At 68.0% G+C, this 17,736-nt stretch carries 14 protein-coding genes and 1 pseudogene; 10 read left to right on the forward strand and 5 right to left on the reverse strand.

What is annotated here, in order from left to right:
* Positions 1–19: 19 nt before the first annotated feature.
* The 3 genes from EET13_RS05310 to EET13_RS05320 form a co-directional block, all read right to left on the reverse strand.
* A complete protein-coding gene (locus EET13_RS05310) occupies positions 20–1,696 on the reverse strand; it encodes a purine-cytosine permease family protein (protein WP_122441291.1) in 1,677 nt (558 codons plus the stop codon).
* Between the two features lie 270 nt (positions 1,697–1,966).
* Entirely contained in the window at positions 1,967–2,623 is a 657-nt protein-coding gene (locus EET13_RS05315; RefSeq protein ID WP_122441292.1) for a cutinase family protein, read from the reverse strand.
* 40 nt (positions 2,624–2,663) lie between these two features.
* A complete protein-coding gene (locus EET13_RS05320) occupies positions 2,664–3,467 on the reverse strand; it encodes a cutinase family protein (protein ID WP_122441293.1) in 804 nt (267 codons plus the stop codon).
* A gap of 113 nt (positions 3,468–3,580) precedes the next feature.
* Between EET13_RS05320 and eccB the strand changes: the two genes are divergently transcribed.
* Positions 3,581–4,987 carry a type VII secretion protein EccB gene (gene eccB, locus EET13_RS05325; RefSeq protein WP_122441294.1) on the forward strand — a complete coding sequence of 469 codons (1,407 nt, stop codon included), beginning with the start codon at positions 3,581–3,583 and terminating at the stop codon, positions 4,985–4,987.
* On the opposite strand, the gene mycP is transcribed toward eccB, so the two are convergent.
* Positions 4,949–6,319, reverse strand: coding sequence for a type VII secretion-associated serine protease mycosin (gene mycP / locus EET13_RS05330; protein ID WP_122441295.1), 1,371 nt, complete (start codon positions 6,317–6,319; stop codon positions 4,949–4,951). The two genes, eccB and mycP, sit on opposite strands and share 39 nt — an antisense overlap.
* Positions 6,316–7,683, reverse strand: a pseudogene (gene eccD, locus EET13_RS05335) (type VII secretion integral membrane protein EccD). The gene mycP and the pseudogene eccD overlap by 4 nt, the downstream one beginning before the upstream one ends.
* Before the next feature lie 116 nt (positions 7,684–7,799).
* Between eccD and eccCa the strand changes: the two are divergent.
* The 9 genes from eccCa to EET13_RS05380 all read left to right on the forward strand — a co-directional run bounded on the left by eccCa (position 7,800) and on the right by EET13_RS05380 (position 17,736).
* The gene (eccCa, locus tag EET13_RS05340) at positions 7,800–11,423 is read left to right on the forward strand and encodes a type VII secretion protein EccCa (RefSeq protein ID WP_122441296.1); all 3,624 of its coding nucleotides are present in this window, start codon (positions 7,800–7,802) and stop codon (positions 11,421–11,423) included.
* Entirely contained in the window at positions 11,420–12,673 is a 1,254-nt protein-coding gene (locus tag EET13_RS05345) for a type VII secretion-associated protein (RefSeq protein ID WP_122441364.1), read from the forward strand. The genes eccCa and EET13_RS05345 overlap by 4 nt, the downstream gene beginning before the upstream one ends.
* Positions 12,674–12,759: 86 nt before the next feature.
* A complete protein-coding gene (locus tag EET13_RS31195) occupies positions 12,760–13,074 on the forward strand; it encodes a WXG100 family type VII secretion target (protein ID WP_280177862.1) in 315 nt (104 codons plus the stop codon).
* Positions 13,075–13,094: 20 nt separating this feature from the next.
* Positions 13,095–13,397: a WXG100 family type VII secretion target gene (locus EET13_RS05355; RefSeq protein ID WP_122441298.1), complete on the forward strand. Its 303-nt coding sequence runs from the start codon at positions 13,095–13,097 to the stop codon at positions 13,395–13,397.
* A 250-nt stretch (positions 13,398–13,647) separates the two neighbouring features.
* Complete coding sequence (gene rplM, locus EET13_RS05360) at positions 13,648–14,091, forward strand: 50S ribosomal protein L13 (RefSeq protein WP_122441299.1); 444 nt, start codon at positions 13,648–13,650, stop codon at positions 14,089–14,091.
* Complete coding sequence (rpsI, locus tag EET13_RS05365) at positions 14,088–14,540, forward strand: 30S ribosomal protein S9 (RefSeq protein WP_122441300.1); 453 nt, start codon at positions 14,088–14,090, stop codon at positions 14,538–14,540. Before rplM ends, rpsI begins: the two co-directional genes overlap by 4 nt.
* A 136-nt stretch (positions 14,541–14,676) precedes the next feature.
* Positions 14,677–16,014 carry a phosphoglucosamine mutase gene (glmM, locus tag EET13_RS05370; protein WP_122441301.1) on the forward strand — a complete coding sequence of 446 codons (1,338 nt, stop codon included), beginning with the start codon at positions 14,677–14,679 and terminating at the stop codon, positions 16,012–16,014.
* A gap of 43 nt (positions 16,015–16,057) precedes the next feature.
* Entirely contained in the window at positions 16,058–16,378 is a 321-nt protein-coding gene (locus EET13_RS05375) for a hypothetical protein (protein WP_122441302.1), read from the forward strand.
* Positions 16,379–16,380: 2 nt separating this feature from the next.
* Positions 16,381–17,736, forward strand: a complete 1,356-nt coding sequence (locus EET13_RS05380) for a hypothetical protein (RefSeq protein WP_122441303.1) — start codon at positions 16,381–16,383, stop codon at positions 17,734–17,736.

Raw genomic sequence — 17,736 nt, forward strand, 5'->3', positions numbered from 1 at the left:
CTCGCTACATTTTGAGCATCTAGTCTTTGGATTTCGACGCTGGGAGCGCCCTTCCAAGGACGTGCTCGCCTCGCTTGTCGGTGGAGACGCACAACGAGCAGACGTGGCCGGTATGTGCATGACAGGCCAGCATGTCGGGCCGCTCGAAATCATGACGGCAGACATGACAGTTGAGTAGCTCGGCCGAGGGGTTGCCGTGTTCGTCGTGCATGGGCAGGTCGATGCCGTCGTGCGGGTGCCGCAGGTAATACCTGCCGTGGGTGGCGATCGCGAGGATCGGTGGCATCACCATGGCGACGACGATCGCTACCAGCGGCGAATAGGGCCGCAGGGTCGGGCCCAGGCCGCCGAAGAACGCGACGATCGAGAACCCCGCAGCCAACAGCAGTGACCCGAAGCCGACCGGGTTGACGGCATACAACATGCCGCGGCGGAATTCCGGGGTCTTCGGTGAGAGCCGCAGCAGGTACTTGTTGAAGGCGATGTCGGAGGCCACGGTCACCACCCATGCCATGCCGCAGTTGGCGTAGCACCCGAGGATTGTGTTGAGGAAGTCGAACATGTCGGCTTCCATCAGAATCAACGCAATCGCCAGGTTCACGGCGAGAAACACGATCCGGCCGGGGTAGTGCTTGGTGACGCGGGTAAACGAATTGGTCCATGCCAGCGAGCCTGAATAGGCGTTGGTCACGTTGATTTTGACCTGACTGAGGACCACCAGGATCACGGCCAGCGCCAGCGCCAGCCAGCCCGGCATGACGTTGCGGTAGATCTGCATGAATTGGTGCACCGGAAGATTGGCGATCGCCGTGGCGCCGGCCATGTGGGAAATCAGATACACCGCCAGGAACAGACCGATGATCTGCTTGAGTGCACCGAAAACAACCCAGCCGGGCCCTGCCAGCAGCGTCCACGTCCACCACCGGCGGACGTTTTGCGGCGTTCGTGGCGGCATGAAGCGCAAATAGTCGATCTGCTCGGCGATCTGGGCGATCAGCGACAGGCATACCCCAGCCGCCAACAGGACCGAACCAACGGTGACGCCGCCGCTACCGTCTTTACCCGCGTAGGAGAAGAACTCGCCGACCGATTCCGGATGGCTGATAACCAAGTAGCCGAACGGGGCGACCATCAGCAGCAGCCATAGCGGAGTCGTCCAAAGTTGTAGCTGGGAAAGGACTTTCATGCCGTACATCACCAGCGGGAAGATCATCAGCGTCGAGATTGCGTATCCCAGCCACAGCGGGACATGCAGTCCCAGATCGAGGCCCTGCGCCATGATCGAGCCCTCGAGCGCAAAGAAGATGAATGTGAAGGTCGCGAAGATCACGTTGGTGACCACCGAACCGTAGTAGCCGAAACCGCTACCGCGGGTGATCAGGTCCAAGTCGATGTTGTAGCGCGCCGCGTAGTAGGCCAGGGGCAGCCCGGTGGTGAACACCACGACAGCGAAAATCCCGATGCCCCAGAGGGCGTTCGCGGTACCCCAGGTGATTCCGACGTTCGCGCCGATCGCGAAGTCGGCCAGGTAGGCAATTCCGCCGAGCGCAGAAATTCCCACCACCGCCGGGGACCATCGGCGGTAGCCGCGAGGTGCGAAGCGCAGCGTGTAGTCTTCGAGCGTCTCGCCGGTAGCCGGGATGTGATCGAAATCATTTGGCGCCGAAGTCATGATGTCGATTTCAGTGCCCGACATCGACCCTCCTCAGCGCATTCGCCACTCAATGGCAATCAGATTCGATGTTGTGCCCGCACAGTCGTCTTGGTGGAAAGCGTGCAAGTGAACTCGTGCGGCTACGCGTTCGGTGAACGTCGTTGCGGTCCGGCGTGATCCTAACCCCGGTTTTCAGGAGCTTCGAACCGAAAGCGGTCCGACACAGCGATGCCGAAGCGGTTGCTCAGTAGCCTCACAAGATAGCCGCACAAGATTGGCCGGATCGGATTGGTGGTTGCGCTGAGTCGGCTGTTAGAGCTTGCCGGCAACGAAACTTGCCGCCTGGTTGGTCAGTCCCGGGACGTAGCCGGTGTGGGCTTTCCATTGGTTGCCGTCGGAGCAGATCGGGTCGCCCTCGTTGCACAGGTTCAGGATTTTGCCTTCGAAATGCGGGCTCAGCGCGCTCATGAGCCCGCCGGCGCGCCCGGACGGGTTACCAAACAGGGTAACCGCGGCGACGTGATCTGCCGCTTCGGTCGGTAGCGGCTGGGTGAAGCCCAGGGCTGCCAGTGGTGCGGCGGTCACGATGTCGATGACCGCGGCGCCCTGAGAGTACCCACCGAGCACCAATTTCGTGTCCGGGCACGCGTTCGCCATGTGTTGCACGTGGTCGCTGGCGTCGTTGGCGCCGTCCGCGGCTGCCAGGAAGTCTTTGCTGGCAGGATAGTTCACCCCGTAGGCCCCGACGTTCCTGCCGGTCTGCTGGCGTAGTGAGGCGACCATGGCGTTGCCCACGCGGCCCAGTCCCGGCGGCTCGCTGGTGCCCCGGGCGAACACCACCTCGACGTCCGGGCACGACGCGGAAGCCCTGGGCGGCAACGGCCAGGCAAGTGACAACGTGGCCGCCGCGAGCGCGGCGGCCACCAAGCGGGTGATGAGTCTTGCTCTGCCCGTGGAGATAAGCGGCATAACGCGATCTTACGGGCTTATTGAACAAGCGTTGATTGCGTTACTGGACGTGCACCACGGACCCAGGCGCGCCTACCACCGATCCAGGTGTGCCGGTCGAGGGCCCGGGCGCCTGCGGCAGTGGGCCAGGCGCCTGCGGGACGGGCCCGGGCAACTGCAGTAACGGTGGTGTGGCGGCGGCCGCAAGCTTGGCAGCGACAAAGCTCGCCGCCTGGGTGGTGTAGGTCGGGACATAGCCGTCGGTGTGGTCGCTCCACTCGTTGCCCGGGCCCGCATGACAAATCGGGTCGCCGGGATTGCACAGGTCGATCGCCTTGGCGCCCAGCAACGCACTCTGTGTCGTCAGCGATCCGCCAGAGCGGTTGGCCACGTTGCCGAAGACGGCCACAGCCGCGATGTTGTCGGCGTATTCGGCGGGTAGCGGGCTGCCAAAACTGATGCCCGCCAAGGGAACTCCCGCTACGATATCGATCACGTCGGCACCCTGGGAGTAACCGCCGAGAACCAGCTTGGTGTTCGGGCATGACGCGGCCATGGATTTGATATGTGCGATGGCATCGTTGGCGCCGTCACCGGTATGCAGCTGAAGGCGGCTCGCGGCGTAGTTCACCGCGTACACCCCGATGTTCTTGCCAGTCTGCTGCCGCAGCGAGTCGACGAACGCTTCCCCGACGCGGCCGATGCCGGGCGGTTCGCTGGTGCCGCGGGCGAAGATGACCTCCGCGTCCGGGCAGTCGGTGGCAGCGGCCGACGGGATCGCTGCCGGTAAGGCGGACGGAGCGAGGACCATACCGGTGGCGGCGGCCAGGGCGCCGGCCAACAGCCCCATGGGGTGTGTGTTCACGGCGAAATTTTACCCGCTGGCGGGCGCTACAAAACCTGCGACAAATTCCGGCCTGGGCCCGGGCTGTGGATGGATGACTGAAGAAGTTGCTGCTCAGGCCCTAGAGTCCGGGCATGGGCGGGGAGTACTTGTCGGAGCAATCGATCACCTGGCGACACGTCAACGCCTACCGCTTTCTGGTTCGGCGCCTCGAGTGCGCGTTGCTGCAGCGGGAGTGTGATCGGGCACTGCGGGCACCCGCGCTGGCGTGGGCGCTCGGCTGTGTGGTAGCCGCCGTCGCGGCGGTGGCCGTCGCGACAGTTGCAGTGGTGCAGCCGCAGCCGGGCCTCGGCGATGCGCGCATTGTGATGGGCCGTGACACCGGGGCGTTGTATGTGCGGGTCGGCGAAACCTGGCATCCGGTGCTGAACCTGGCTTCGGCGCGGTTGATCGCGGCGACGGACGCCAATCCCCGGCGGGTACGTGAGGCCGAACTACGCCACGCCAAACTCGGTCCGCTGCTGGGTATTCCGGGCGCACCGCAGCTGATCGGTCCGTCGCTGCCCGCCGCCGAGTCGAGGTGGACTCTCTGCGACACCGATCGGGGGGCCGCAACCACGGTGCTGGTCGGGCCCGTCGCCGAGACGTCGGTTCGGCGGCTGGCGGCCGAGCAGACGATCCTGGTGACCGTCGGACGCGGTGCGCCGGCATATCTGCTCTACCACGGACGCCGGGCCGTGGTGGACCTTGCCGACACCGCGGTGCTGCGGGCGTTGCGGCTGGAGGGCCGGGCTCCGCAGATCGTGTCGCAGTCTTTGCTCAGCGCCGTACCGGAGGTGCCGTCGATCACGGCTCCGCACATCAGCCACGCGGGCGAGCCGGGCGCGGCCGGGTTTCCCGTCGGCACTGTGTTGCGCATCACACACGACGGCGGCGAAGAGTTCTACGTGGTGCTGCAAACGGGTGTTCAGCGGATCGGCCCCGTAGCGGCGGACCTGCTGCGGTTCAGCGACTCGCGCGGCAACGTTCATGTCGTCGCCGTGGCACCCGATGTGATCCGCGCTGCGCCGGTCGCGGATGTCCTGCCGCTCGCCACGTTGCCCGATGCGTTGGGCACGCCTCGTGACGATAGCGACACCACGTTGTGTGTGACGTGGCTGCCGGGGCAGTCGGGCCGTCCCGAGCTTGGCTTCCTGACCGGCAGCGGCCTGCCAATGCCCGCCGCGGCGGCCCCGGTGACGCTGGCGCAGTCCGATGGTCGCGGCCCGGCGCTGGACGCGGTGTACCTGCCACCGGGTCACAGTGCCTACGCGGTTGCGCGCAGCTTGTCGGGCGTGGACACGAGGACGGTGTGGCGCTACCTGGTCACCGAAACGGGGGTGCGGTTCGCGATCCGCGACGATGAGACCGCACGTCACCTCGGTTTGGGAGCGCCGGCTCCAGCGCCGTGGCCGATATTGGCGGCCCTGCCGCAGGGACCCGAACTCGGTGGGGAGCAGGCGTCAGTCGCCCACGACACCGTCGCGACCCGACCGTCTTAGCCGGGGCCGGATGACCGGGAACGACCCCGCAATCGCCATGAGCGCCACCAGTCCCATGGCCGTGCCGGCCAATGCCGTGTTGCGGCCGTGGCGATCGGCAGGCGCCGGCGATGCCGGGGTGGTGAGCGGTCCGGCTGCGGTGTCAGGATTGGTCGTGGGTTCCGGCGGCGTGGCATCCGTGCTCAGCGCGGCCAGCGCGTCGACGGTCCCGTTGCCTACCAGGGGATTCCATCCGGCCGGCGGATGATGTGCGGTTGCGGTGATCCGCTGCATCACCTGCCGTGCGGTCAACGCCGGAAATCGGGCGCGAAGCAACGCGACCAGCCCGCTGACGACGGGAGCGGCAAAACTCGTCCCGGACAATGGCGCCGAGCCATGTTGTCCGTCAAGAGAATTCACGATTCCATTGCCGATCGGGCTCAGCGAGGTCACTTCCTCGCCGGTGGCGGCGACGTCGACCCACGGCCCGGCGAGAGTGAACGACGAGGGCGCGCCGGCGCGGTTCACCGATCCGACGGTCAGCACGTAGTCGTCGTACCAGGCCGGACTGACCGCGACCGTAACGGTGTCGCGGGACACGTCAGACCGCTGGGCCGGACACTGTGCGCCATCGTCGGCGTTGCCGGCCGCGGCCACGACGACGGCATTCTTGACTTCGACCGCGTAGGCCAGTGCGGCGCCCAGGGCGCGGTCGTCGAGCAAGGGCGCGGCCGGGACGCATGCGACCGACGAGATGTTGATCACCGACGCGCCGAGATCGGCCGCGGTGCGCACGGCTTGCGCCATCGTGTCGACATCGCCGACCCCGGCGCCGGCGCGGTCGGCCAGCGGAGCGAATTTGGTGCTGGACTGCCGGATGCTGATCACCGTGGCCTCGGGTGCTATCCCGCTGAACCCGTCCGCGCTGGAATCCGGTGCAGCGGCGATGATTCCAGCGACAACAGTGCCGTGGGCGTCACAGTCCAGGGTGCCGTCGCCGGTGCTGACATAGTCGCCGCCGCCGACGAGGTGCGGCAGCCGTCGGTGCCGGGCGACGCCGGTGTCGATGACCGCGACCCGCTGGCCGGCGCCGCGCGTGAGCTGCCAGAGCTGCGGCAACTGGAGATCTGCGAGCTGAGCCGAAGCGTCGTCCCGACCGGATACCGATGTGGCCGCGGTGCAGACGTCGCGTTGCACGGTCGGTTGCGGCGGGGCCGGTGATGTGGCCGCGGGCAGCCACTTTTCGTCCACCCGAGGTGGCGACACGGCGTGCGCCGGCGGCGCCATCCACAGCGGCACCGTGACGAGCGCTGCCGCCAGCAGATGGGTGATGCGCGTGGTGGCCGCGTTCATATCAGGTCGAGGGCACGAATGGCGCCGAAGGTGCCGCATGTCCAGCAGGCCAGCGGCGCCATGGCGGCCCATGCCGCCAGCTCCAGCGCCTCGACACCTCGCGTGACGACGGGCGGGCGCGGCACGCGGGGAGCAACGAAGCCAAGGCATATCGCCGTGGCGGCCAGTATCGCCGTCAGTGCGGCAATCAGGGCTCCGTGCTGCGGCCAGCCTGCTGTCGCGATAACGAACGCTGTTGTGCCGGTGCTGGTTCCGCTGATGACGAGTAGTAGCCCGCGTGTCCGGTGACGATGCGCACGGGCGCGCATCACCAGCAGTGCGGCGGTGACGGCGGCCAGGGCGACGCCGCGATGGGTGGCCAGGGCGGCGACGACGGCCCCAATGGCCGCACATCACGAAAAGGTGGCCAGCAGGCCGGTGAGCCAGTTGTCGGCCCGGGCCGATCTGGCAGTCAATACCTCGGGTGGCGGTAGTTGGCCGGCATCGTGGTCGGGCGCCGTTGGCAGCCGCGGCGACAAGCCCGCCAACGCAATGGACATCCGCGCGGACGCTTCCAGCAGACCCAACGATGCCAACGCGGTCGACGAACCGATGACGTACCATGGCGCCGCGGTCAGCACCCCGGCCAGCGCGGCGACCGCGATGACCGTCGCGCAGCCGGCTACGGCGGTCAAAGTGGCTACACCACAGCCGGTTACCCGGATGGCCAGCGTCGCCGCGACCGCCGCAGCGGTGGCCGCGAGCATGGCATGCGGCATGCCTGGGGTGCCTGGCACCACCAGCAGACCGGCAACCGCGAGGAAGGCAGCGGCGATCATGGTCAACGTGAGTGCGGCGATCGGATCCCGGTGGATCCGCTGTACCAGGCCGGCGAGCAGCAGGGCGAACACGGCGGCTGACGCCGCGACGCCGGTCGCCGCCGCGTCATGGTGAGCGCCGGCGCGCAGCGCATGCCGGATCAGCACCCCAACCCCCGCCGTCGTCACCGCACCGGCCGCCAGCGCACCGGTGAGCCGGGTGACTGCCCGGCAGGGACGGTGGACCGCGCCCAGAGTGGCCGCCACCGCCTCGGCCACGTCGTCGTGGCGATGGTTGGGCGGTTCGGGAACCGACCGGGTCAGCACCAGCACGGCGCCGTCGCGAATATCGCTTTCCGCCAGAGTCGTTGGTGAGGCCAGTGCTTCCCCGCCCGCAATGCACAGCCGGTAGCGGGTCGCGGTGTCCGGCGCGATGTGATCGCCCAGGATGTCGATGATCGGCGGGATCAACGCCGCGACGGGAAGCGCTGCGGGCAGCGACAGGTCGACGGCGGTGGTGCCGGCATGAACGGTGACGCGGCGCAAGCCCGGATCGGCTGCAGACAACGGGGCTCCCCTCGGGTTGGGTCCAGCGGCACCTTAACCGGATTGGTCCGGCGCCGTTTCCGGCTGTGCACAGCTGACTTGCGGCCGGTCGCGGTGCTGCCTAGCGTCGTCGCACTGTGACAGCCGAAGTGGTGGTCGCGCCGCCGCCAGAGGTGCCGCGATCCGCGTCAGCGGGTCTACTGGCTCGCATTGCGCCGATCGCGGTGTCGGTTGTGATGCTTGGCATTACGGCGGTCGCCTTCCTTTCCGGAACGGCTGGGCGCAACCCCATGTTCTTGGCGTTGCCGGCGATGACCGTGACATCGCTGGTCGTCACCGCGGTAGCTGGCCGTGGTCGTGGCCGGGATGACGACCTGGACGGCGAACGCCTGGACTATCTCCGATATCTGGCCGGCCTGCGGGCCATGGTCACCGAAACCGCGGTGGCGCAACGTTCGTCATTGAATTGGGCGCATCCGGAGCCCGACACGCTATGCAGCTTGATCGGCGGCACCCGGATGTGGGAGCGCTGTCGCACCCATGCCGACTTCTGCCGGGTGCGTATCGGCCGTGGGACTCAGCCGCTGGCAAGCCGGTTGGTGGTCCCGCAGCTGGCGCCGGGGCGCCGGGCCGATCCGGTCACCGTGACCGCGCTGCGCCGCTTTGTGCGCACGCATTCGACACTTGCCGACGCACCCGTCGCGGTTTCGCTGCCCGAAGCCGGGGCCGTGACGATCGATGGCGATGCTGCCGCGGTGCGTGGGCTGATTTGCGCGATGGTCTGTCAGATCGCGGTGCTGCACCCGCCGGATCGGGTGTCGATCGTGGCGGTCGCCGACGACCGGAATCGATGTCATTGGGACTGGTTGAAGTGGTTGCCGCACAACCGGCATCGGAAGCGGTTCGATGCGGTGGGCCCGGTCCGGATGGTGTACGGCACATGGGCCGCGGCCCGCGGGGCAATCGGCGAGGCGACGGCGCCGTCCGTGGTGATCGTCGACACCGACGAACCAGCCGGCGCTGCGCTCACGGGTGCGATGACCCTTGCGGTCGGCCGCTGCCGCGACGGTGCGGCTGTGGTGCTCCGGCATGGCGGCGCAGCCGAGACGCCGACTCGTGTCGACCGGATGGAGCCGGTTGACGCGCTGGTATGCGCGCGCCGGCTGGCGGGCTACGGGGCCGGCCACCGGGCCGACCGCCCTACCGCCGACTCACAGTGGGCCGAGTTGGTAGGCATCGGTGCCGCCGAGGCCTTCGACCCAGCCGCCCTGTGGCGCAACCTGAACGCCGCGGATCGGCTGCGCGCTCCGATCGGAACCGCGGTCGACGGCACGCCCGTCGAACTGGACATCAAGGAGCCCGCCGAAGACGGCATAGGACCGCACGGTCTGTGTGTCGGCGCCACCGGGTCAGGAAAGTCGGAGCTGCTACGCACCGTGGCGCTGGGCATGATGGCGCGCAACCCTCCCGAGGTGCTCAATCTGCTGCTGATCGACTTCAAAGGCGGCGCAACATTTCTCGATCTCGCGGCGGCGCCGCACGTCGCCGCGGTCATCACCAATCTGTCCGACGAGGCACCGCTGGTCGCCCGGATGCGTGAGGCGCTGGCCGGCGAGATGAACCGTCGCCAACAGCTGCTGCGTAGGGCCGGCAACTTCGTCAGCGTGGCAGCCTACGAGAAGGCACGCCGCAGCGGCTGTCCATTGGCCGCGCTCCCGACCCTGTTCATCATCGTCGACGAGTTCTCCGAACTGCTGAGCCAGCACCCCGATTTCGCTGAGGTATTCGTTGCGATCGGCCGGCTCGGGCGATCGCTGGGTATGCACCTGCTGCTCGCCAGTCAGCGGCTCGACGAGGGCAGGCTGCGTGGGCTGGAGGCCCACCTGTCCTATCGGGTGTGCCTGAAAACGTTGTCCCCCAGTGACTCACGCTCGGTGTTGGGAACACTCGACGCCTACGAGCTGCCGAACATTCCGGGTGCCGGCTGGCTGCGCGCAGCCAGCGCAGAGCTGACCCGGTTCCACACCGCGTTCGTCTCCGCGCCGCTCCCGGCGACTGGGACCGCAACCGAACCGGCTTTGCCGCAACAGGTGCGGCTGTTCACCTGCGAACCTGCGGGGACTGTCACCGACGTCGCCAAGGGGAGTGCCGAGCCCGCACACAGCGTGTTGCATGCGGTGTTGGGCCGACTGGCCGGTCACGGTCCAGCCGCACACCGGGTCTGGTTGCCGCCGCTGGAGTCGGCACCGGCGCTGGATGCCCTGCTGGCCGACGAAGCGCGACCTGAATTGACGGTGCCGATCGGCATCGTTGACCGGCCGTTTGACCAGTCCCGGTCGCCGCTGACGGTCGACTTGTCGGCGGCGGCGGGTCATGTCGCGGTGGTGGGGGCGACCCGATCGGGCAAGTCGACCGCGTTGTGCACGCTGATCACCGCGCTGGCGGCCAGCCACGATGCGGGCCGGGTCCAGTTCTACTGCCTGGACTTCGGCGGCGGTGCCCTGGCCTCCGTGCGGGGCCTGCCGCAAGTGGGGGCGGTCGCCGGACGCTCGGAGCCGGAGTTGGTCCGGCGTATGGTCGCCGAGCTCGAGTCGGTCCTGCGGTCGCGAGAGTCGCTGTCGTGCGACCAGAGAACCGGCCGCGACCGGCGCGCCGACGTATTCTTGGTCGTCGACGGTTGGGCAAGCCTGCGCCAGGCATTCGGCGAACTGGAGGAGCCGATTACCGCGCTTGCGGTCCAAGGCCTTTCGTTCGGCATCCACGTGGTGGTGTCGGCATCGCGGTGGGCGGAGATCAGGCCGTCGCTCAAGGACCAAATCGGTACCCGGATTGAGCTGCGCCTGGGCGAGCCCGCCGATTCCGAAGTGGACCGCAAGCAGGCGCGGCAGGTGCCCCCCGACCGCCCGGGGCGCGGGCTTGCGCCCGACGGCTCGCACATGATGATCGCCCTGCCCGAGCCGCATCAGATGAGGTGCTGCCACGGTGACACGGTCGCGCCGCCCATACCGTTGCTGCCCACACGGGTGGACTACGGCAGCGTCCTGCACCGAGCAGGTGACCAGGATCGCCGGCGCATCATCATCGGTGCCGAGGAGAGCGGATTGCAGCCCGCCACAGTCGATTTCGAACATCACTCCCATCTGGTGATCTTCGGCGACAACGAGTGCGGAAAGTCGGCCACGCTGCGCCTGCTGTGCCGGGAGATCGTCCGGACCAGGACTCCTGCGCAGGCCCAACTCTTCATCGTCGATTATCGGCGTGCACTGCTCGGCGTTGTCGAGTCGGAACACCTTGGCGGCTACGTCGTGTCCGCGCCGGGATTGAATGCGGTGCTGCCGGGCGTGTTATCGCGGCTGCACGACCGAATGCTCCCGGCGGATGTCAGCCAGGCGCAGTTGCGCGCCAGGTCCTGGTGGGGCGGCCCGGACATTTACCTCGTGGTCGACGACTATGATCTGGTTGCCACTGCCGCGGCTAACCCACTGCTGACATTGCTCGAATACCTGCCGCACGCAATCGATCTCGGACTGCACCTGGTGGTCGCTCGGCGCAGCGGCGGGGCCGCGCGCGCCATGTTCGAGCCATTGTTGGCGGGCCTGCGTGACTTCGGCTGCATGGCGCTGATGATGAGCGGGCGTCCCGAGGAAGGCGCGTTATTCGGCACGAGCCGCCCGGGCCCGTTGCCCGCGGGCCGCGGTGTCCTGATCGCCCGTACCGGTGACGAGCGGCGCGTCCAGGTCGCGTGGAGTCCGCCGCCATGAGCCGGCCACATCCCGCGGTGATCGAGACCGGCCCAGGCGCCGTCCGCCGGTTATGTTGTGGCGCAGGGCCGCTCGTCAACACGGAGGTGTGCGCGGCTGCGCTGGATGCGATCGACGATGCGGTGGCGCTGGTCGCCGAGCACCCGGTGACCGTCGGCGCGTTGTGGTCGGCGACGCTTCGCGATCTGGCGCGTGATCACGGCGCTGGCATGGTCGTCGTGCATCCGTCGTGGTGGCCGCCATCGCGGGTGCGGGTGGTCAGCACGGCGGCCCGCGCTGTGGCCGCCGGTGACATCGTGGTGCGGCCGCGGTCGTGGTTGCTGAACCGGGCGGCCACGCAGGCGGTCGTGGTGGAGATCGCGGATCGGCTGGTGGCTGTCGTCGGCTCCGACGAGATGGTCGCGGTGGCGCGTTTGGCGCAGGCTCGAGTTTTGACCCAAGAGGCCGAAGAGGCCGAAGAGGCCGAAGAGGCCGAAGAGGCCGAAGAGGTAGCCGCCGTCGTGGCCGGCATGACCCGGGGTACCGCGGCGGCGGTGGTCATCGATGCTCAGAGCGCGGTCGCCGGAGCGGCAGCGCTTGCGAAATCGATCGCGGGTGCCCTGCGGGATCGCCACGCCGTCGCCGAGGTCGACGACGCCGGATTAGCCCGGTTGGCCCGGGACACGCCGGCGGAGCAGTCGCAATCCGCGGGCGGGTCCTTGAATGCTGAGCGTGGAGCCCGCGGTCGCAGGCTGGCGGCATGGATGGCCGCCGGCGTGGCTATGACGGTGGTGGTGGTGGCCGCAACGGCGCGACACGGTGCTGTGGCGGTGCAGGTGGCGCCGACGACGTTTCTGGTGGAGGGCCGCGTGGCGCTCACCGTTCCGGCCGGCTGGTCCACGCAGCGGGTGACCGGTGGGCCGGGCTCGGCTCGAGTACAGCTCACGTCGCCGACGGATCCGGAGGTGGCCTTGCATGTCACGCAATCACAGGTGCCCGGGGAGACGCTGACCCAGGCCGTCGAACGGTTGCGAAGAGCCGTCGACGCAGAACCGGCGGGTGTATTCGTCGACTTCAATCCTTCCGGCGTCAGCGCCGGCCGACCCGTGGTGACCTACCGCGAGCTACGGGGCGGACATGACGTGTGGTGGACGGTGTTGCTCGACAGCGGCGTGCGGATCAGCATCGGATGTCAGAGCCGGCCGGGGGCCCGGGATGCCGTCCGCGACGTGTGCGAACGTGCCGTGCAATCGGCGCATGCGGTCGGTTGAACCGGGAAATTTGGACGGAACCGAATCGCCTCGGCCGCAGTCGTATTTGGTATCAGCAACCGGAGAGCAACTGGGGAAGGAAACAGGTGAGCCCGAACGCCCTGAATGCCGATTTCGACCTGATGCGGTCGGTCGCGGCAACGACCGACGCGCGCAACGAGGAAATCCGGGCGATGCTGCAGGCATTCATCGGCCGGATGAGCAGCGTGCCGCCGTCGATCTGGGGTGGGCTGGCGGCCGCGCGATTCAAAGACGTAGTGGAGCGCTGGAACGCGGAGTCGACGCGCCTCTACCACGTGTTGCATGAGATCGCCGAAACCATTCGGCACAACGAGGCCGTGCTGCACGAGGCCGGTCAAAACCATGCCCGCCACGTCGCCAGCGCCGGCGGAACATTGTGACCGAGAGGATTAGCCTTGATATGACCGCCGAGCCGGCCTTGTCGTACAACTTCGACGCCATCGAATACGGCGTTCGTCAGGAGATCCACACCACCTCGGCGCGTTTCAACGCCGCGCTCGAGGAGCTGAGCTCCCGCATCGCGCCGTTGCAGCAGCTGTGGACTCGGGAAGCGGCCACGGCGTATCAACTCGAGCAACTCAGGTGGCACCAGGCCGCTGAGGCGCTCAACGAGATCCTGATCGACCTGGGAAATGCGGTCCGCGACGGTGCCGAGGAGGTGGCGCACGCCGACCGCCGGGCAGCGGGTACGTGGGGGCGGTAGTCACCTGCTGAGACTCTGTGCGGTCCCGGCGGAGGAGAGCCGTCGGGACCGCACAGTGATATTGACCTGCGGCGATTTTGACCTGCGGGGATGGCCGTCGGTAAGCTGCTCCGTTGGCGTGTGGTACGCCGGGGCCTCGGGTCAATGTCGGTCGCCGAGAACTAGCCCATCGTTGACGCTCACCGTCGACGCCTGACCGGCGCCCGGATCACACCGGGGTCCGCCCGAGAGAGAAAGTGTGGTAAGCGCTGTGCCTACATACGCGCCCAAGGCGGGTGACACCACGAGGTCGTGGTATGTCATCGACGCCACGGACGTTGTGCTTGGCCGCCTTGCCGTTGCAGCGGCCAACCTGCTGCGCGGCAAGCACAAGCCGACGTTCGCGCCCAATGTCGACGGTGGCGACTTCGTCATCATCGTCAACGCCGACAAGGTTGCCATCAGCGGCGACAAACTGCGTCACAAGATGGCTTACCGCCACTCGGGATATCCCGGCGGCCTGCGCAAGCGCACGATCGGCGAGCTGATGCAACAACATCCGGATCGCGTGGTGGAAAAAGCGATCGTCGGGATGCTGCCGAAGAACAAGCTGAGCCGTCAGATCCAGCGCAAGCTGCGCGTCTACGCCGGGCCGGAGCATCCCCACACCGCGCAGCAGCCGGTTCCGTTCGAGATCAAGCAGGTGGCGCAGTGACCGAAATCAGCGAGGCTCCCGCCGTCGAGAGCCAGTCAATCCAGCACGAATCGTTCGTGTTCGAACGGCCCATCCAGACCGTCGGACGCCGCAAGGAAGCCGTGGTGCGGGTGCGACTGGTGCCCGGTACCGGCAAGTTCGACCTCAACGGCCGCACTTTGGAGGACTACTTTCCGAACAAGGTGCACCAGCAACTCATCAAGGCTCCGCTGGTCACGGTCGACCGGGTGGAAAGCTACGACGTCTTCGCTCACCTCAACGGTGGCGGCCCCTCGGGCCAGGCGGGGGCATTGCGCCTCGGCATAGCGCGCGCGCTGATTCTGGCCAACCCGGACGACCGGCCCCCGCTGAAGAAGGCCGGCTTCCTGACCCGCGATCCGCGTGCCACCGAGCGCAAGAAGTACGGCCTGAAGAAGGCCCGCAAGGCACCTCAGTACAGCAAGCGCTGACCAACATCACTTTCTGGCCGCAACCGTGCCATTTATGCATCATGTGCGGCGTGTCGACGTTCACACGGGCACGGTTTCGGCGAGAAAGAAATGGGCACCTTGGGTGCAAGACGTCAACTGTGAGAGGTTTGTCCGCATGGGTCGACTATTTGGCACCGACGGCGTGCGCGGGGTCGCCAATCGTGAGCTGACCGCGGAGTTGGCCCTGGCGCTGGGCGCCGCCGCGGCGCGGCACCTGGCGAGCCCGGGTAGACCCGGCCGGCGAATAGCCGTCGTCGGCCGCGATCCGCGGGCCAGCGGCGAAATGCTGGAAGCTGCCGTGATCGCCGGGCTGACCAGCGAAGGTGTCGATGCGCTGCGGGTCGGGGTGCTGCCGACACCGGCGGTGGCCTACCTGACCGGCGCCTACGACGCCGACTTCGGGGTGATGATCTCGGCGTCGCACAACCCGATGCCCGACAACGGCATCAAGATCTTCGGCGCCGGCGGCCAGAAACTGGACGACGACACCGAGGATCAGATCGAGAACCTGGTGGCATCCGGTCCGGGGCTGCGCCCGGTAGGCACCGGAATCGGCCGTGTCGTCGATGCCGAGGACGCCGCGGAACGCTACCTGCGTCAGGTGAGCAAGGCCAGTACCACCCCGCTCGACGGGCTGACCGTGGTCGTCGATTGCGCCCACGGCGCCGCCTCGGCCGTGGCGCCGCGCGCGTATCGCGCCGCCGGGGCCAACGTCATCGCGATCAACGCCGAGCCCAACGGAGTCAACATCAACGACGCCTGCGGATCGACGGACTTGGATACCTTGCGGGCGGCGGTCATCGCGCACCGTGCCGACCTGGGTCTGGCGCACGACGGAGATGCCGACCGCTGCCTGGCGGTCGACGCCAACGGTGAACTCGTCGACGGCGACGCCATCATGGTGGTGCTGGCGCTGGGCATGCGGGAAGCAGGCGAACTGACTGCCGACACGTTGGTCACCACCGTCATGAGCAACCTGGGGCTGCACCTGGCCATGCGCGCCGCCGGCATCACGGTGCGCACCACCGCCGTCGGTGACCGTTACGTCCTCGAGGAGTTGCGCGCCGGCGACTACAGCCTGGGCGGTGAGCAATCCGGCCATATTGTGATGCCGGCGCTGGGATCGACCGGAGACGGCATTGTCACCGGGCTGCGGGTGATGACCCGCATGGTGCAGACCGGCTCGTCGCTCGCCTCGCTGGCGTCGGCGATGCAGACGTTGCCCCAGGTGCTGATCAACGTCGAGGTTGCCGACAAAGCCACCGCCGCCGCGGCGCCGTCGGTCCAGACGGCCGTCGACCAGGCTGCGGCAGAGTTGGGCGACACGGGCCGAATCCTGTTGCGCCCCTCCGGAACTGAACCGGTCATCCGAGTCATGGTGGAGGCGGCCAACGAGGACGTCGCGCAGCGGGTGGCGGCCGGCGTCGCGGACGCAGTCAGCGCCGCGCACTGAATTTCGGCGGAACCCCGGCGCCGTATCCGGCGTCGAACCAAATATGAGACTCGATGATGGAAAAAGCTACGCCGGCAGCGCTATTGACGTGGCGGCGGTGCTTGCGGTCGCCGACAGGATCAGCAGTGCAGCCGAGTTGGTCGACGATGCTGCCGTAAACCTGTTGTCCCGGTTAACTTTCTGCGCCGCCCGCGCCGGCCGGGCGTACTCGCAGCATGGTGAGGCGTTGCGTACCGGGATGGACCGGCTGGGCGCCGACTTGTCGCAGTGGTCGCGTGCGGCCGCCGAGCTGGCCGTCGCGCTGCGTGCCAGCGCCGTGCGCTATGCCGATGCCGAGCTGTCCGCCGCGGGCCGGATCGCCTGATCGTGGCCAATCGGTTAGGCGTCGCCGAACGCCTCGCGGAAGGCGCGTCGGCGCTCGAACGAACCGAGACCTACGTGCGGGCCTGCCAGCGGCTTGGCTACCACCACCCGGACCTGACGTCGCGGCCCGGCCAGATCAGCGACTGGTACGACGGCGAGGTAGGGCTGGACCTGTATGCGCTCGACGCAGACTGCGCACAGCTGCGGGCCGCGGGTACCGCGATCACCGAGGCGTTGCGGATACAGCGTGCCCAGATAGCTGAGCTGGCATCGGCATGGGCGGGACCGGCAGCCGATGCGGCGGTTCGTTTTCTGCAGCGACACTGCGATGCGGCGACCACGTTGGCCACCGAAGTGCGCGCGGCGGCACAGCGTTGCGAGTCACTGCGCGACAACCTGTGGCAGCTGATCGACTCCAAGGTGGCGACGGCTATCGCCATCGACGATCGCGCGCTCGCCCAGCGGCCGCTGTGGTCGGCGGCGGCCGCCACGGTGCTCAGCGGCGCGGGAGACCGGCGCACGGCCGAAGAGGTGCTTCGCGGTCAGGTTATGTCCTACGTTGACAACGATATTCGCCATGACTGGCTGAGGGCGATGTGTTCGACTCTGGCCGGGGTAACGGCGTCCTACGACATGGTCAGCGACCGGTTGGCGGCCACACCGCGGGTGTGTTTCGAGACGGCCGGAGACCTCGCCACGGATTGGCCCCCCAGTCGGTCCGGATGGCTGCCCGCACCCAGGACGGCTGGCCCGCCCGCCGCGGGTGTCGCGGACGCCGTGCCGTCGGACCCGGCGCCGGCTCAGACTGCGGTTGCACCGGCGACTCCCGCGGCCCAGGGCGCCGCACCGGCCTTGTCGGGGCTGGCGGGCGATGGTGCGGCCGCTCCGCTCGGCGGCTCGGGCGGACTCGGGGGAGCCGGCGGCCTAGCTGAACTTGCCGGCCGAATTGTCGATGCAATGGAGGGCCTTGTGGGCGCGGCCGCCGGACAGTTCAGCGACCCGTTGGTTTCCGGGGGTCCTGCTGTGGCCGATGATCCCGTGGTTGACGACGCTGTCGACGATGGTGGACCCGACGAGGCAGCACGTTCGGCCCAGCCCCAACGAGCCAGCGACCTCGGCGGACCGGGCTCCGGCAACGTGACCGACGAAGCCATTGCCGAGCCGGCGGCAATGCCCGCTGCACCGGCCGCTGCCGGGCCGCCGAGCGCTGAACCGCCGGCTGAGCGGCCGCTAGTGGTTGACCCGCCGCCCGCGGCCGCGCCGCCGGTGCCGGCGGACGGGTCGCATCCCCAATCGCCTGCGAAGGCGTCGACGCCCTGTGAGATCGCCGCGGATGAGCTTCCGAAGGCCGGGCAATGA

This window comes from Mycobacterium attenuatum, from assembly GCF_900566085.1.
Classification (GTDB): Bacteria; Actinomycetota; Actinomycetes; order Mycobacteriales; family Mycobacteriaceae; genus Mycobacterium; species Mycobacterium attenuatum.

What these genes read in the sequence shown, in the direction of transcription:
- EET13_RS05310 (WP_122441291.1), bottom strand. Translation starts at nt 1,696, where the DNA reads ATGTCGGGCACTGAAATCGACATCATGACTTCGGCGCCAAATGATTTC.
- EET13_RS05315 (WP_122441292.1), bottom strand. Translation starts at nt 2,623, where the DNA reads ATGCCGCTTATCTCCACGGGCAGAGCAAGACTCATCACCCGCTTGGTG.
- eccB (WP_122441294.1), top strand. Translation starts at nt 3,581, where the DNA reads ATGGGCGGGGAGTACTTGTCGGAGCAATCGATCACCTGGCGACACGTC.
- mycP (WP_122441295.1), bottom strand. Translation starts at nt 6,319, where the DNA reads ATGAACGCGGCCACCACGCGCATCACCCATCTGCTGGCGGCAGCGCTC.
- EET13_RS05345 (WP_122441364.1), top strand. Translation starts at nt 11,420, where the DNA reads ATGAGCCGGCCACATCCCGCGGTGATCGAGACCGGCCCAGGCGCCGTC.
- EET13_RS05355 (WP_122441298.1), top strand. Translation starts at nt 13,095, where the DNA reads ATGACCGCCGAGCCGGCCTTGTCGTACAACTTCGACGCCATCGAATAC.
- glmM (WP_122441301.1), top strand. Translation starts at nt 14,677, where the DNA reads ATGGGTCGACTATTTGGCACCGACGGCGTGCGCGGGGTCGCCAATCGT.
- EET13_RS05375 (WP_122441302.1), top strand. Translation starts at nt 16,058, where the DNA reads ATGAGACTCGATGATGGAAAAAGCTACGCCGGCAGCGCTATTGACGTG.